The sequence below is a fragment of the Dietzia sp. NPDC055877 genome, from assembly GCF_053615975.1.
Genome location: NZ_JBSHCV010000006.1, coordinates 195,630 through 210,913, shown reverse-complemented (window position 1 = coordinate 210,913; position 15,284 = coordinate 195,630). Strand labels below are relative to the sequence as shown.

Below are 15,284 nucleotides of genomic sequence, written 5' to 3'. Positions count from 1 at the left end.
CACCACATACCCCGATCCAGCCAGGGTGTTGCACTAGCTCCCTGAGACCACCTCGGGCGGGATGTGCGGAACGCTCTTCTCGTGTGCGCCCAGAGCCCGAACTTCGTCGAGTGGTCGCAGATGTCGTGTTTCCGAAGCGGGCACCTCGGAGTATGTGATCGGGTGTGACCCCTCGACGGTGAGTCGGTCGACGGAGCCGCGCTCGAGAAGCGCGACGCCAGCTACACCGGCCGCTGAGCCGCCCACCCGGCGCTGCCCGCCGGTGCTGCCCGCCCGCGCTGCCCGCCGGTGCCGCCTACCCGCACAAACGACAAGAGCGTTCCGCACACGTTTCCCGAGGGCGGGATGTGCGGAACGCTCTTCTCGTTCGTGGAGGGGGGGGCCGGTGTGAGCCGGGTCCGGCCGCGGCGGGCGGGGCCCACCCCGGCCGGCGCGGTCAGCCGACGCTGACCTTCTCCCGCTCGTCCGCGGCGGCTGGGGTGGCCCCCGGCGCCTCGACGGCGAGGTTCTCGCCCTCGATGTCCACCTTCGGCAGGATCTTCTCCAGCCAGCCGGGCAGCCACCAGGCCTTGTCGCCGATGAGGTACATCAGCGACGGCATGATCACCATGCGCACCACGAAGGCGTCGAAGAACACGGCCGCGGCGAGCGCGAAGCCCATGGTCTTGATGAAGGCCATGTCCATGAGGATGAACCCGCCGAACACGCTGATCATGATCACCGCGGCGGCACTGACCACGCGGGCACCGTACTTGTAGCCGTGCACCACGGCGTCGCTGGCGGATTCGCCGTGGGTGTACGACTCGCGCATCCGGGAGACCAGGAACACCTGGTAGTCCATGGCCAGGCCGAAGACCAGGCCGATGAGGATGATCGGCAGGAAGCTGATGATCGGGGTGCCCTCGACCAGTCCGAGCCAACCCCACTGGAAGATCGCGACGGTCGCGCCGAGGGTGGCCAGGACGGACAGCAGGAAGCCCAGCGCGGCGGTCAACGGCACGACGATCGAGCGGAACACCACCATGAGCAGCAAGAACGCCAGGGTCACGACGATCGCGAGATAGGGGATGAGCGCGTCGAACAGCCGCTCGGACACGTCCGCCTGGATGGCAGTGATGCCGGTGATTCCGTAGTTCGCGCCCGTCTCGGCCGTGTAGGCGTCGGCGTGGTCGCGCATCGCGTGGAGGAGGTTCTCGGTGGCCTCGTCGGTGGGGCCGGTCGAGGGGGTCACCAGGAGCTGCGCGGTGTCGGCGCTCAGCGGGTCGGCGGGATCGCCGTTGGTCATGACGACCTGGGCGTTGACCACGCCCTCCATGTCGCGGAAGTCGGCGGCGGCCGTCTGGAAGGCGGGCATCCGATCCTCGGCCGGGATGTCGGTGGCGTCGACGATCGCGAGCAGCGGCGCGTTGGCGCCGGGGCCGAAGCCGCGCTCGAGGAGGTCGGAGGCGTCACGGGCGGGGGTGCCCTGCTCCATGGTGGTGTCCGACGGCAGGGCCAGACGCATGGAGCCGACCGGGATGGCGAGCAGCGCGAGGATCACCACGCCACCGGCCAGGCCGATCCACGGCTTGCCGCGCATGGCCTTGGCGAAGCGCTCACCGGTGGTGTTGACGCCCTCGTCCTCCGGATCCGGCGCGGTGATCCTCGGCAGGCGTCCGGCGAAGACCTTGCCCTGGAGCGCGCCGAACAGCGCGGGCAGGAGGGTCAGGGCGATCAGGACGGAGACGACGACGGCGCCGGCAGCGGCCAGGGCCATCACGGACAGGAAGGGGATGCCCACCACCGTGAGGGCGACGAGCGCGATGAACACGGTGAGTCCGGCGAACACGACCGCGGAGCCAGCGGTGCCGACCGCGCGGCCGGCGGCGTGTGCCCGGTCGTCGGTGAGTCGGATCTCGTGCTTGTACCGGCTGGCGATGAACAGGGAGTAGTCGATCGCCACGGCCAGGCCGAGCATGGTGGCCAGGATCGGGGTCATGTCGTTGACCTCGACCGTGCCCGACAGGGCGTGGACCGAGAGCACGGCGATTCCGACGCCGACGATCGCGGTGACGATGGGCAGGCCGGCGGCGACGATCGAGCCGAAGGTGATGGCCAGGACGATGAGGGCCACGACGATGCCGATGATCTCGGAGGTGAACCCGATGGCGCCCATGTCCTGGGCGGCGGGGCCGTTGTAGGCGACCTCGACGCCGAGCGCTTCACCGGCGTCGGTGACGTCGGCCAGCGACTGGCGCTGCTCGTCGGTCATGTCGACGGCGTTGGGGGTGATCTCGGTGTCGAAGCCGGCCTGGACCTTGTAGACGGACTCGTCCGCGGACAGGGGCGAAACCGTGGCGGCGTCCGTCTCGGCCTGCGCCGGGTCGCCACCGGCGGCGGTGGTCTGCTCGATCAGGCCCGCGGACTGCGCCTGCACGGCGGTGAGCCATGGCTGGTCGCCGGGCGTGCCGGCCGCGAGAGCCTCGGCGGGCAGGCCCAGGGTGCCGACGGCCTCGGGTGCGGCGAGCCCCGGGATGTCGCGGATGGAGTCGAGGACCTCCGCGACCTTCTCCTGGTTCTCCGGGGTGGTCAGCGGGCTCGAGTCCGCCGTCGCGATGACCATGGTGAAGGTCGGCGCCGTCTGCGGGTCCTCGCCGGAGTCGCTGGCGAAGCGTTCGGTGAGCAGCGTCTGCGCCCGCTCGGACGGGATGCCGGGGATGGTGAACGAGCTGGATGCGGGGGCGGAGAACGCCGCCGCGAGCCCGCCCACCACGGCGAGGAGGCCGATCCAGGAGGCCAGGACGATGTACCAGCGCCGGTACGAGGCCCGCCCGATGCGGTAGAGGAAGGAAGCCATGTGTTCTGGTTTCTCCTAGTCGGTGTGGTGTGGGTCGGTGGGGACTGCGACGAGTAGGGGCAGCGCCGAGAACACCTCGTCGAGAAGGTCGTCCTGGGTGCGTCCGGCGAAGTCGGGGGAGGCGTGCATCCGGATCACCGTGACGGCCAGCGTGAAGGTGATCTCGGCGACGACGTGCGGGACAGCCGAGACGGCGGGGTCCAGACCGAGCCGCCGGGCCACCTCCTCGACGCCGGTGACCAGCACCTCGGGATGGTTGTCCTGCAGGTGTCTGCGCAGGTCCGGGTTGGATTCGACCGCGTCGATAAGCACGCTGAGAACCGCCACATCGGCGCGATACCTGTCCAGCATCGCGCGCCACGCATCGCGGAGGGCGTCCGCGCAGCTCACCTCGTCGGGCTGGGCCCGGAGCTCGGCGTGGTACTCCCCGACCAGGTTCGCCGCCAGGTTCGCCAGCGCCGCGGCCTTGCCGGGGAAGTAGTTGTGGAACGTCCGCACCGAGACGCCTGCGGCCTGCGCGATCGCCTCGACGGTCGTGGCCTCGTATCCCCTGGTGCTGACGAGGTTGAGGGCGGCGGCGGACAGTGCGGAACGCGTCTGTGCCTTCTTCGCTTCACGCAGCCCGCGGGGCTTGAGACAGTCGGGGGTCACCCGGCCCACCGTACGGATCCTGCATGGCCATGCAAAGTTGCAGGCGGCTGAAAGTTACGTGATTATCATCACCGTGATCGAGGGCACACCGTCGCGCCCACGACCCGCCGGATACGGGTCAGGCCCGGCACCACGTGGGTGCCGGGCCTGACGAGAGGCGCCTGGATCAGCCGCGGAAGGGCTCGGCCTTCTCCTCGGGGTGCTTCTTGAAGTTCTCGACGCCCTCCACGACGAGCTTCTCGCCCCAGGCCTTGTCCTTCCACTCGCCGGGCGTGACGTGCTTGCCGGGCTCGAGGTCCTTGTAATGGAGGAAGAAGTGCTCGATGGCCTTGAGTTCGAAATCCGGCACGTCGTCGACGTCCTGGATGTGCTCCCAGCGCGGGTCCAGCGCGGGGACGCAGAGCAGCTTGTCGTCGCCACCGGCCTCGTCCGACATGGTGTAGACGGCCACCACGCGGGAGTTGACGATCACGCCGGGGAAGACGGACTCGTCGAGCAGCACCAGGGCGTCGCACGGGTCACCGTCGTCGGCGAGGGTCTCGTCGATGTAGCCGTAGTCGGCCGGGTATCCCATCGAGGTGAACAGGAAGCGATCGAGGTAGATCTTCCCGGTCTCGTGGTGGATCTCGTACTTGTTGCGCGAGCCCTTGGGGATCTCGATGGTCACTTCGACGGTCACTGTCGTACCTCGCTGAATCGGCGTTCGTTACCTTCCGGGACCGGCGCCCGGGGAATCCGGGGTGATTCTAGTAGGCGGCCCGGCGCCGGGGGTGGTCGGCGTCACGAGGGCCGCTAGCGTAGGTGGTTGCAGACGACGCCGCGGTCGACGGCGTCGCTGACGGAAACAATTCGTCCTGGGGGTGGTCCGTGACCGAGCGGGGTGTGTGGCGCGGGCGCTCGACCGCGTGGCGGATCGGTGTATCCGTGCTGGTTCTGGCGGTTCTCGTGGCCACCGTGGTGGTCGCGGCACTGTTGACGGAGGTCGACGACGGCGACGCCGCGGCCCACGAACCGGCGGCCTCTGCCGCCGGACCGTCCCCGGGCCTGCTCCCGGCGGGCGACTCGGCCCCGATGCCCGATCCGGCGGTGCTCGCCCGGGTGCTGGCCCCGTTGGCGGACTCCCCGGCCGTGGGCGACCTCACGGGCAGTGTCGTCGACGACGTGACCGGGCAGGTGCTGTGGGAGCGCGACCCGGACGCGCCCAGGGTCCCGGCCTCCACGACCAAGCTGCTCACCGCCCTGGCCGCCCTCACGCAGCTGCCCGCCGACGCGCGCGTGGACACCGTGCTGGCGAGCGGGACCGAGCCGGGCACGCTCGTGGTGATCCCCGGCGGCGACCCGACGATGTCCCGGGGCGCCGAAGCGGGCCCGCTGTTCCCGGGTTCGGCCACGGTCACCCAGGCCGCGGACATCGTGCGGGCCTCGGATCTCGCTCCCGCCCGCATCATCGTGGCGCCCGGGCCGTACACCGGGCCCGCGCTGGGGCCGGGCTGGTCGCCGGGCGAGATCGCGGCCGGCAACCTGGCCCCGATCGAGCCTTGGATGCTCGACGGCGGTCGTATGGACCCGGCCGACGACTACTCGCCGCGCTACGCGCAACCTGCGCTCGCGGCGGGCCGGATTCTGGCTCGGCAGCTGGGGGTGGATCCGGAGACGGTGCGGGTGTCCGCGGAGCCGGTCGAGACCACCGGGGAGATCGGGCGCGTCTCGTCGGCCGAGCTGGTCGAGCGGGTGCGCTCGATGCTCGTCCACTCGGACAACGTGCTGGCCGAGGCGGTCTGCCGCGAGGTGGCGCTGGCCCGCAACCCGGACAAGCCGGCCGACTTCGCCGCCGGGACCTCCGCCGTGATCGACACCCTGGCCGAGCACGGCCTGGACATGACGGGCGTGAAGCTGGACGACTGCTCCGGCATGAGCTCCGGCAACCGCATCCCGGCGGCCGTGCTGACGGACGTGCTGCGTACCGCCTCGAGCCCGGACGCGACCCGCGAGATGCGCGACCTGCTCGACGCCCTGCCGGTGGCCGCGGGCTCGGGCACCCTGGCCGACCGCTTCTCCGGCCCCTCGGGCGCGGGCGCCGGCTGGGTCCGCGCCAAGACGGGCACCCTCAGCGGCACCAGCGCGCTGGCCGGCACGGTCACCGACGTCGACGGCCGCTCGATGAGCTTCGCGCTGCTGTCCTCGGGCACCGACCCCGCCGACGCGCGCCCGATGCTGGACCGGATCGCCGCGGAGCTACGGAACTGTGGCTGCCGCTGACGGACGCCGGACCGACGCCGCGCGGGCCGACGCTTCAAGGGCCGACGCGGCGCGGACCGGTGCTGCCTGGACCGGCGCCGCCTGGACCGTGCGCGCGGCCGTACGGGCGTTCCGCCGCGACCACCCCGAGATCGGCGACGCGGTGTGTGTGGGCCTGTCCGGCGGCGCCGACTCGCTGGCCCTGCTCGCCGCCGCCGTCGCCGAGTTCGACGAGGTCACGGCTCTGATCGTCGACCACGGTCTGCAGCCGGGATCGGCGCAGGTCGCCCGCGATGCAGCCGACACCGCGCGGGTGATCGGGGCCGGGGTGGAGGTGCTCGTCGTCGTCGTCGACCCCGACGGCTCCGGCCCCGAGGCCGCCGCCCGCGCCGCCCGCTACTCCGCGCTCGACGCCGCGCGCGACGGCCGCGCCGTCCTGCTGGCCCACACGCTCGACGACCAGGCGGAGACCGTCCTGCTCGGCCTCGGGCGGGGCTCCGGCGCGCGCTCGCTGCGCGGCATGGCCGCCTGGGACGCGCCGTGGGCCCGCCCGCTGCTCGGCGTGCGCGCCGCCGACACCCGCGCCGCCTGCCGCGACCTCGGCCTGACCTGGTGGGACGACCCGCACAACACCGACCCCTCGTACACGCGCGTCCGCCTGCGCCACGAGGTCCTCCCGCTGCTCGAGGACGTGCTGTCCGGCGGCGCCGCGGAGGGACTGGCGCGCACCGCCGAGCTGTTGGGGGTCGACGACGACGAGCTCGACCGCCTCGCCGCCGCCGTACCCGTCGACCCGGACGGTGGACTGGACGTCAGCCGGCTCGAGCGGTTGCCGGCCGCGGTGCTGACCCGGGTGATCCGGCGCTGGCTGATCGCCGGGGGAGTGGGGTCGCCGACGTACGCGCACGTGACGGGCGTGGCGGCGCTGGTGACCGACTGGCGCGGGCAGGGCGGCGTGGCCGTCGGCGGGGCTGACGCGCGCGGGCGTGACGGTGTGGACATCCACGGCGGTGCGGCCGGCCGTGGCAGTGGCTCCGGCGAGAGCCGGGTGACCAGGTTGGTCGCCCGGCGTCGGCATGGAAAGGTGGTCCTGGAGATCGACCGGGCGAGCGGAGCGGGGAGCTAGATGACGATGGACAAGTACGCGGACGAGATCGAATCCGTCCTGCTGAGCGAGGAAGCCATCCAGGCGCGGATCGCCGAGATGGCCGCCGCGGTCGGGGAGAAGTACGCGGACGTCGAGAAGGAGGTCGTGCTGATCGCCGTGCTCAAGGGCGCCGCGATCTTCGTCTCGGACTTCGCCCGCGCGCTGCCGATCCCGTCCGAGATGGAGTTCATGGCCGTCAGCTCGTACGGTTCGTCGACCAGTTCCTCCGGCGTGGTGCGGATCCTCAAGGACCTCGACCGCGACATCGCCGACCGCGACGTGATCATCGTCGAGGACATCATCGATTCCGGCCTGACCCTGTCGTGGCTGATGCGCAACCTCCGGACCCGGAACCCGCGCTCGATCGAGATCGTCACCCTGCTGCGCAAGCCCGACGCGGTGAAGGCCGACCTGGACATCCTGGAGATCGGCTTCGACATTCCCAACGAGTTCGTCGTGGGCTACGGCCTCGACTTCGCGGAGCGGTACCGCGATCTGCCGTACATCGGCCGGCTGCACCCGCGCATGTACTCCTGAGGCGCGGGCCGGCCGCCCCCCCCGCGCCGCCGCGCCCGCCCGGCCCGCCTGCCCGCCTGTTGCAAGACATCCGCGGCCAGTTGCAAGACATCAAGTGCGGAAAACCGGCCCTGAAGCGCACCTGGTGTCTTGCAGATTGAAGTCCGTGTCTTGCAACCGGGCACCTGCCGCCTGGGCCCGGGACTGACGCTGCGCTCGTGGCTCCACTGGGCATCCCGCTGCGGCTGAGCACAGCGCTTCTCGCTTCTACTTGGACCACGGTCCGAAAACGGTGATCCGGATCACATGCCGGATATATGCTGGCGACATGTTCCCCGGAGCCTTCGCCGCCACCACTCCCGACAAGCCCGCCGTGATCCGCCCCGCGACGGGCGAGCAGATCACCTATGGGCAGCTCGAGGCCCGATCGGCCCAGCTCGCCCACCTGCTGGTCGACGACTGGGGCCTGCGGCCCGGGGACACGATCGCGGTGGTCTCGGACAACACGCTCGAGATGGTGGAGATCTACTGGGGTGCGTTGCGGTCCGGGCTCTACATCGCGGCCATCAACCACCACCTCACGCCGGATGAGTCGTCCTACATCATCGGCGACTGTGGGGCACGAGCGCTGTTCGTCTCCGCCCCGGTGGCCGACCACGTGGACCTGTCCGCGGATGCGAATCCGACCCTCGAGCACCGGGTGGTGTTCGGGGGCGCACTGGACGGCTTCGAGGACTACCGCACGCTGCTCGAGGGCAGGTCCACCGAGGCGCCCGCCGACCAGCCCCGCGGTCACGACTTCCTCTACTCCTCCGGCACCACCGGCCGACCCAAGGGCGTGCGCGTCGACCCGCCGGAGGGGCAGATCGACGAGGTGCCGGACTACTACACGCCGATCTTCAGCTTCCTCTACGCCTTCGACGCGGACAGTGTCTACCTGTGCCCGGCACCGCTCTACCACGCCGCCCCACTGCGCTTCTGCGGCGTCGTCAACTCGGTCGGCGGCACCGTGATCCTCATGGACCGCTTCGACGCCGAGGACGCGCTGCGGCTCATCGAGGAGTACCGGGTCACGCATTCGCAGTGGGTGCCCACGATGTTCGTGCGGATGCTCAAGCTGCCCGAGGAGGTGCGCTCCCGCCACGACCTGTCGAGCCTGACGCACGCCATCCACGCCGCCGCGCCGTGCCCGCCCGAGGTCAAGCGGCGCATGATCGAGTGGTGGGGCCCGGTGATCCACGAGTACTACTCGGCCACCGAGGGGATGGGCATCACGTTCATCAACTCCGAGGAGGCGCTCGAGCGGCCGGGGTCGGTGGGTAAGGACGGGCTCAAGGGGATCGCCCATATCTGCGACGACGACGGCAACGATCTCCCGACCGGTGAGATCGGCACCATCTACTGGCAGAACGACGAGAACTCCTTCTCGTACCACGGCGACGAGGAGAAGACGGCGTCCGTCCGGCACCCGGACCACTCCACCTGGGCGACGTTCGGCGACGTGGGCTACCTCGACGAGGACCGCTTCCTCTACCTGACCGACCGCAAGGCGTTCACCATCATCTCGGGCGGCGTGAACATCTACCCGCAGGAGATCGAGAACGCGCTCGTCCTGCACCCGGCGGTGGACGACGTCGCGGTGATCGGCCTGCCCGACGAGGAGATGGGTGAGCGGGTCCACGCGGTGGTGGTCGCGGCCGAGGGGCAGGAGCCCGGCCCGGCGCTGGCCGAGGAGATCCTCGGCGCGCTGCGCGGCACGATCTCCGATTTCAAGCTGCCCCGCGGCCTGGACTTCGTCGACGAACTGCCGCGCACGCCCACGGGCAAGCTGGTCAAGCGTCGGATCGTGCAGCAGTACGCGTAGAACGTGATGCGCTGATCGCCGTCCCAGCACCCGGTCGGTCTTCTAGGATCACCGGGGTGGACCGGGATCGGGTACTGGAGTTCTTCACCGCCGACCGGCCGCGGCTGGTCCGGCTCGCGGCCCGGATCCTCGCCGATCCCGCCGAGGCCGAGGACATCGTCCAGCAGGCGTGGCTCCGGCTCGACCGTGCCGACACCTCGGCCATCGATTCGCCGGGCGCGTGGCTGACCACCGTCGTCACGAGGCTCTGCCTGGACCGGCTCAAGGCCCGGGTCCCGATGCCGGTCGCGGACGACACCGGCGACGGCCGCGCCGCCGTCTCGTCGGTCGACCCGGTCGACGACGTGGTGCTCGTCGACTCCGTGGGTGCCGCGTTGCATGTCGTGGTGGATCGTCTGTCCCCGACGGAGCGGGTGGCGTTCGTGCTCCACGATTCGTTCGGGGTCGAGTTCGCCGCGATCGCCGAGATCCTCGACTGCACCCCGGCGGCCGCCCGCAAGCTGGCCTCCCGGGCGCGCGCCCGGGTCGGCGGGGGACGGGGCCCGGGCGCCGACACGACGGACGGGACGGAGGGGTCGGCGGACGCCGCGGTGGTCGACGCCTTCCTCGCCGCCGCGCGCCACGGCGAGTTCGCCCGGCTGGTGAGCCTGCTCGCGCCGGACGTCGTGGTGGTCGGCGACCCCGTCGCGGTGGGGATCGGCACCCCGGAGCGCATCGAGGGTCGGGACGCCGTCGCGGAGTTCTTCAACGGGGCCGCCGCGGCGGCGCTGCCGGTGCACGTCGACGATCGCCCCGGTGCCGCGTGGTTCGACCGCGGCGCCGCCCGGGTGGCGTTCGACTTCCTGGTCGCGGACGGGGTCGTGCGCCGGATCGATTTCCGGGCCGAGGAGCGCGTCCTGCAGGGAGTGCGTCGACGTCGACGCGCCGGCCCGGTCACATCCGGGGCGCCGGAGTCGTCAGAGGAATAGGGCGCGCGGACGGTCCGCGGCCACGACCCGAGAGGGATGATTCATCGTGAAGACCATGACCTGCACGGACCTGGGCGGACCCTGCGACCTCGCCCACCACGGCGAGACGGCCGACGACGTGATCAACGCCCAGGACGCCCACCTCAGGGAACGCGTCAAGGCCGGCGACGAGGCCCACGTGCCCGCGCGCAAGGAGATGAAGGGGCGCTGGCTGCGGCCCCGCCAGTCGCTGGGTTGGTACAACGACGTCAAGGCGCGCTTCGCCGAGCTGCCGGAGGACTGAACCGCGCCGGTCGATGCCCGCGTCCCCGTGTGGTGCTAGCGGGTGTCGACGGTGTCGTCGTCGTTCCGCTCGATCACGGCGGCCAACGCCAACAGTGTCGCCTCCGACCCGGGGCGGCCCATCAACTGCACGGACGTGGGTAGGCGCCGCCCGAGCGGGGTGTGGGTGACACCGCACGGCACGGTGGCGGCGGGCCAGCCGAGCACGTTGGCCAGCGGCGTGAACGGCGAGAACTGCATCGACGCCCACATGGAGCGCCCCCACGACCGGCGATGCCAGTCGGTGGCCTCGGGCGGGACGTTCGCGAGCGCCGGGGTGAGCCACACGTCCACGCCGGCCGTCTCCATGACGGCGACGATGTCGGCGCGTAACACTTCGGCCGCGCGGTTCCAGCGGGTGTCACCGTCCCCGGCCCCGCCGCGCCGGAACACGGTGCGCCCGAGCAGTGCGTGGTGGCGGGTGCGGCGCTCCATCGCGGACAGCGGCAGGTTCTCCTCCTCGGCGGCGCGGGCCACCGCGGAGGTCCACCGCGCGAGGTAGAGGAACGGGTCGCGCGGGGCGGGGAGGGGGGTGTCGACGACGACGAGGCCGTCCCCACGCAGACGGTCGGCGGCCTCCCGGGCCGCGCGCTTCCACGGCTCGTGGACGCGGACCAGATCGCGGCCGAGGCGGATCGGGCTGTCGGTGGACACGCCGATCCGGGTCCCGTCGGGCACCTCGTCGACGTCTGCCAGCTCGGGCAGGGAGGCCATCAGCGACAGCGCGAGCGCGACATCCGCGACGGTCCTGGCCAGGGGGCCCGACTCGGCGAGGTACCCCCAGTTGTCCCGCCCGAGCCGGGTGGGCACGACGCCGCGCCCGGGCTTGATCGTGGCGAGCCCGCAGGCCGCGGCGGGGATCCGCAGGGAACCCATGCCGTCGTCACCCACCGCGAGCGGCACCATCCCGGAGGCGACCGCGGCGGCCGATCCGCCCGAGGAGCCGCCGGGGGTCAGGGACACGTCCAGCGGGTTGCGGGTGATGCCGTGCGCGTCCGAGTCGGTCATCCCCCACGTGCACAGTTGGGGGGCCGCGGTGATCCCCACGGGGACGGCGCCGGCGGCCACCAGCGGCGCGACGACCGGGTTCTCGAGCGTGACGGTGCTCTTGATGGCCAGCGGGACCCCGGCCAGGGGCAGGCCCGCGCGCTCCTCCACGGGCCCGGCGTCGACGGCGGCGCCGGCCGAGCGGCCGTCCGCGCGCAGCAGGGTGGTGAAGGCGTGCAGGGCCGGGTCGAGATCGTCGATCCGGTCGAACGCGGCGTCGAGGGTGTCCAGGGCGCCGCGCGCGCCCGTACGCACGGCCTCGGCGGTCTCGATGGCGGAGAGGGGATCGGTGGTCACGGCCCTGATCGTACGACGACGAGGTGGGCGGCCGTCCGGGCTCGCCCGTCACCGCTGTCCGCCCTGGGCGATCACCCCGGTCGGCTGTCGGTGTTCGCGGGTAGCCTGGGGCGATACCGACTTCGTCGGTCGCATCATCGGGTCCGCCGTCCGGTCGGGCCGTTCTTCCCACATGAGGGCCGAATGGATCGAAAGAGCAATACCGTCTTCCGCAACGTGGCGATCGCCGGCGTCATCATCCTGTTGATCGTCGGGTTCTCGTTCTTCGCCAACGACGAACGCGGTTACACCGAGGTCGACACCTCGGTGGCGCTGGCGCAGGTGGATGCGGACAACGTCAAGGAAGCGCTGATCGAGGACCGGGAGCAGCAGCTGCGCCTCGAGCTCTCCTCGCCGATCACCCCGGCCGAGGGTGAGGACGAGACTGACAAGATCCTCGCCAAGTACCCGGAGCGGGCGGCCGATCAGATCTTCGACCGGGTGGCCGCGGCCGGCCCGGAGACGTACAACACGACGGTCACGCAGCAGAGCTTCCTCATGCAGATGGCCTCGTTCCTGCTGCCGATGCTCATCCTGTTCGGTCTGCTCTTCTACTTCATGACCCGCATGCAGGGCGGCAAGGGCGGCCTGTTCGGGGTGGGCAAGTCGCGCGCGGTGGAGTTCAACAAGGACATGCCCCAGACCACGTTCGCCGACGTGGCGGGCGAAGACGAGGCGGTCGAGGAACTCAACGAGATCAAGGACTTCCTCCAGAACCCGGCCCGCTACGAGCGGCTGGGCGCCAAGATCCCGCGTGGCGTGCTGCTCTACGGCCCGCCGGGCACCGGCAAGACGCTGCTGGCCCGCGCCGTCGCCGGTGAGGCCGGGGTGCCGTTCTACTCGATCTCCGGGTCGGACTTCGTCGAGATGTTCGTCGGTGTGGGCGCCTCGCGCGTCCGCGATCTGTTCGAGAAGGCCAAGCAGAACTCGCCGTGCATCGTGTTCGTGGACGAGATCGACGCGGTGGGTCGTCACCGCGGCTCCGGCATGGGCGGCGGTCACGACGAGCGTGAGCAGACCCTCAACCAGCTCCTGGTGGAGATGGACGGCTTCGACGACCGCTCGACGGTCATCCTCATCGCCGCCACCAACCGCCCGGACGTGCTCGATCCCGCGCTGCTGCGGCCGGGCCGTTTCGACCGTCAGGTCCCGGTCACCAACCCGGACCTCCGCGGCCGTGAGTCGATCCTCGCCGTGCACTCGGTCGGCAAGCCGCTGGCCGCGGACGTGGACATGGAGGCGCTCGCACGCCGGACGATCGGCATGTCGGGTGCGGACCTGGCCAACGTGCTCAACGAGGGCGCGCTGCTCGCGGCCCGCATGGGGCATGACGAGATCTCGATCGACGTCCTCGAGGAGGCCACCGACCGCGTGGTGGGCGGCCCGCGCCGCAAGCACCGCGTGATCAGTGAGCACGAGAAGAAGGTCACCGCCTACCACGAGTCCGGGCACGCCCTGGCCGCGTGGGCGATGGAGGACCTGGAGCCCGTCCACAAGGTCACCATCCTGGCCCGCGGGCGCACCGGCGGTCACGCACTCGTGGTCCCGGAGGACGACAAGAGCTTGATGACCCGGGCGGACATGATCGCGCGCATCGTCATGGCGATGGGAGGGCGTGCGGCCGAGGAGTACATCTTCGGTGAGCCCACCTCCGGCGCCAGCTCGGATATCGAGCAGGCCACCCGGATCGCCCGGACGATGGTCGCCGAGCTGGGCATGAGCGCCAAGCTCGGTGCGGTCAAGTACGGCGGCGAGGGCGGGGACCCGTTCCTCGGCCGCGGTGGCGGCTCGAGCGTGGAGTACTCACCCGAGATCGCCAAGGTCATCGACGACGAGGTGCGTCGGATCATCGACGCCGCCCACACCGAGGCGTGGCAGGTCCTGGAGGCCAACCGCGAGATCCTCGACGCGGTGGCCGGCGAACTCCTGGAGAAGGAGACGCTGCGGCAGGACGACCTGGTGCGGCTGTTCGCCGACGTCGTCAAGCGGCCGCGCATCACCGAGTTCGACGACTTCGGTGGGCGCATCCCCTCCACCCACCCGCCCATCAAGACCCCGGGTGAGCTGGCCAAGGAGCGCGGCGAGCCGTGGCCTCCGCCGATCACCGATCCCTTCGCGATGCCCGTGCTGCCGCCCTCGCGTGCAGGCCAGAACGAGGCGGGCCCGGAGAACGGCCGCGAGACGGTCAACGGCACCGGCCCGGGTCGACCTGACACGGACCGGCCCGACACGGACCGGCCCGGCTCCGACCGGCCCGGCCCGTGGCAGGCACCGGGAGGCGGTCCCCGTGAGTTCGCCGGCTCCAAACAGCCGACCACCGCGATCCCGGCCTACGGCACGCCGCCGCCTCCCGGTTGGTCGGCGCCCGGCTGGCCCCCGAGTTCGTCGGGCCGGTACGGCGAGCAGGGCCCGAGCGGTGCGGAGACCACCCGTCTCCCGGCGATGCCCCGTGACGAGGCCCCGGCCGCCCCGCCGGCTCCCCGTCCCGCCGAGCCGGCTTCCGCTCCCGAGTCCGCATACCCGGTTCCCGAGCGTGATCGGGAACGCCCGGCCCCGGAGCAGACCCGGGCGCCGGACCCGGAGCCGTTCCCGGATACTGATTCGGGCCGCGGCACCGAGCCCACCAATCGGGGCTCACACCGCCGCGAGGACAAGGCTCCCGGGTGGCGTGCGCCGTGGGAACGTGACGACTGACCTCCGAGAGGTCGGATTCGTGCGAGAAGAGGATTGATGACGAGCACTGACCAGATGCCTTCCGTCGAACTGCGGTCGGTCACCACGGGTCGCGGGTTCGACGCCGAGCGCGCCGAAGCCGCTGTCCGTGAGTTGTTGATCGCGGTGGGGGAGGACCCGGACCGCGAGGGGCTGCGCGACACCCCGGCCCGGGTCGCGCGCGCCTACCGTGAGGTCTTCTCCGGGATGTTCACCGACCCGGCGGATGTGCTGGCCAAGACCTTCGACGAGGACCACCGTGAACTGGTGCTCGTGCGGGACATACCCATCTATTCGACGTGCGAGCACCACCTGGTGCCGTTCCACGGGGTGGCCCACATCGGCTACATCCCCGGCAAGTCCGGTGCGGTCACGGGACTGAGCAAGCTGGCCCGCCTGGCGGACCTGTACGCCAAGCGCCCCCAGGTCCAGGAGCGGCTGACCAGCCAGGTCGCCGACGCGCTGGTCGACCGGCTCGACCCGGCGGGCGTGCTCGTGGTGATCGAGTGCGAGCACCTGTGCATGTCCATGCGGGGTATCCGGAAGGCGGGTTCGGTCACCACCACCTCGGCGGTCCGGGGCATCATGCGGACCAACGCCTCGACCAGGGCGGAGGCAATGGGCCTCCTGCGCGGGACGTGAGCTCGG

At 71.4% G+C, this 15,284-nt stretch carries 12 protein-coding genes; 8 read left to right on the top strand and 4 right to left on the bottom strand.

Annotated elements, in window-relative coordinates:
* Nucleotides 1–436 precede the first annotated feature (436 nt).
* The 3 genes from ACWGLC_RS09745 to ACWGLC_RS09735 all read right to left on the bottom strand — a co-directional run bounded on the left by ACWGLC_RS09745 (nucleotide 437) and on the right by ACWGLC_RS09735 (nucleotide 4,166).
* Entirely contained in the window at nucleotides 437–2,836 is a 2,400-nt protein-coding gene (locus ACWGLC_RS09745; protein WP_452099706.1) for an MMPL family transporter, read from the bottom strand.
* A gap of 15 nt (nucleotides 2,837–2,851) precedes the next feature.
* Entirely contained in the window at nucleotides 2,852–3,487 is a 636-nt protein-coding gene (locus tag ACWGLC_RS09740) for a TetR/AcrR family transcriptional regulator (RefSeq protein WP_452099704.1), read from the bottom strand.
* A gap of 166 nt (nucleotides 3,488–3,653) precedes the next feature.
* Nucleotides 3,654–4,166 (bottom strand): inorganic diphosphatase, encoded by a 513-nt coding sequence (locus ACWGLC_RS09735; RefSeq protein ID WP_230929899.1) that lies wholly within the window; start codon nucleotides 4,164–4,166, stop codon nucleotides 3,654–3,656.
* A gap of 188 nt (nucleotides 4,167–4,354) precedes the next feature.
* Between ACWGLC_RS09735 and dacB the strand changes: the two genes are divergently transcribed.
* From dacB to ACWGLC_RS09705, 6 genes are all read left to right on the top strand, one after another.
* Nucleotides 4,355–5,746 (top strand): D-alanyl-D-alanine carboxypeptidase/D-alanyl-D-alanine endopeptidase, encoded by a 1,392-nt coding sequence (gene dacB, locus ACWGLC_RS09730; RefSeq protein WP_452099702.1) that lies wholly within the window; start codon nucleotides 4,355–4,357, stop codon nucleotides 5,744–5,746.
* A gap of 88 nt (nucleotides 5,747–5,834) precedes the next feature.
* Nucleotides 5,835–6,851: a tRNA lysidine(34) synthetase TilS gene (gene tilS, locus ACWGLC_RS09725; RefSeq protein ID WP_452099717.1), complete on the top strand. Its 1,017-nt coding sequence runs from the start codon at nucleotides 5,835–5,837 to the stop codon at nucleotides 6,849–6,851.
* Nucleotides 6,852–7,409, top strand: a complete 558-nt coding sequence (hpt, locus tag ACWGLC_RS09720; protein WP_452099700.1) for a hypoxanthine phosphoribosyltransferase — start codon at nucleotides 6,852–6,854, stop codon at nucleotides 7,407–7,409.
* 307 nt (nucleotides 7,410–7,716) lie between these two features.
* Entirely contained in the window at nucleotides 7,717–9,252 is a 1,536-nt protein-coding gene (locus ACWGLC_RS09715; RefSeq protein ID WP_452099699.1) for an acyl-CoA synthetase, read from the top strand.
* Between the two features lie 56 nt (nucleotides 9,253–9,308).
* The gene (locus ACWGLC_RS09710) at nucleotides 9,309–10,220 is read left to right on the top strand and encodes a sigma-70 family RNA polymerase sigma factor (RefSeq protein ID WP_452099697.1); all 912 of its coding nucleotides are present in this window, start codon (nucleotides 9,309–9,311) and stop codon (nucleotides 10,218–10,220) included.
* Between the two features lie 55 nt (nucleotides 10,221–10,275).
* On the top strand, nucleotides 10,276–10,503 hold the full coding sequence (locus tag ACWGLC_RS09705) for a hypothetical protein (protein ID WP_452099696.1): 228 nt from the start codon (nucleotides 10,276–10,278) through the stop codon (nucleotides 10,501–10,503).
* A 35-nt stretch (nucleotides 10,504–10,538) separates the two neighbouring features.
* On the opposite strand, the gene ACWGLC_RS09700 is transcribed toward ACWGLC_RS09705, so the two are convergent.
* Nucleotides 10,539–11,885, bottom strand: a complete 1,347-nt coding sequence (locus tag ACWGLC_RS09700; RefSeq protein WP_452099694.1) for an amidase — start codon at nucleotides 11,883–11,885, stop codon at nucleotides 10,539–10,541.
* A gap of 183 nt (nucleotides 11,886–12,068) precedes the next feature.
* Between ACWGLC_RS09700 and ftsH the strand changes: the two genes are divergently transcribed.
* Both ftsH and folE read left to right on the top strand, forming a co-directional pair.
* Nucleotides 12,069–14,618 carry an ATP-dependent zinc metalloprotease FtsH gene (gene ftsH, locus ACWGLC_RS09695; RefSeq protein WP_452099693.1) on the top strand — a complete coding sequence of 850 codons (2,550 nt, stop codon included), beginning with the start codon at nucleotides 12,069–12,071 and terminating at the stop codon, nucleotides 14,616–14,618.
* Between the two features lie 36 nt (nucleotides 14,619–14,654).
* On the top strand, nucleotides 14,655–15,278 hold the full coding sequence (gene folE / locus ACWGLC_RS09690) for a GTP cyclohydrolase I FolE (protein WP_452099692.1): 624 nt from the start codon (nucleotides 14,655–14,657) through the stop codon (nucleotides 15,276–15,278).
* The last annotated feature ends 6 nt before the right edge of the window (nucleotides 15,279–15,284 follow it).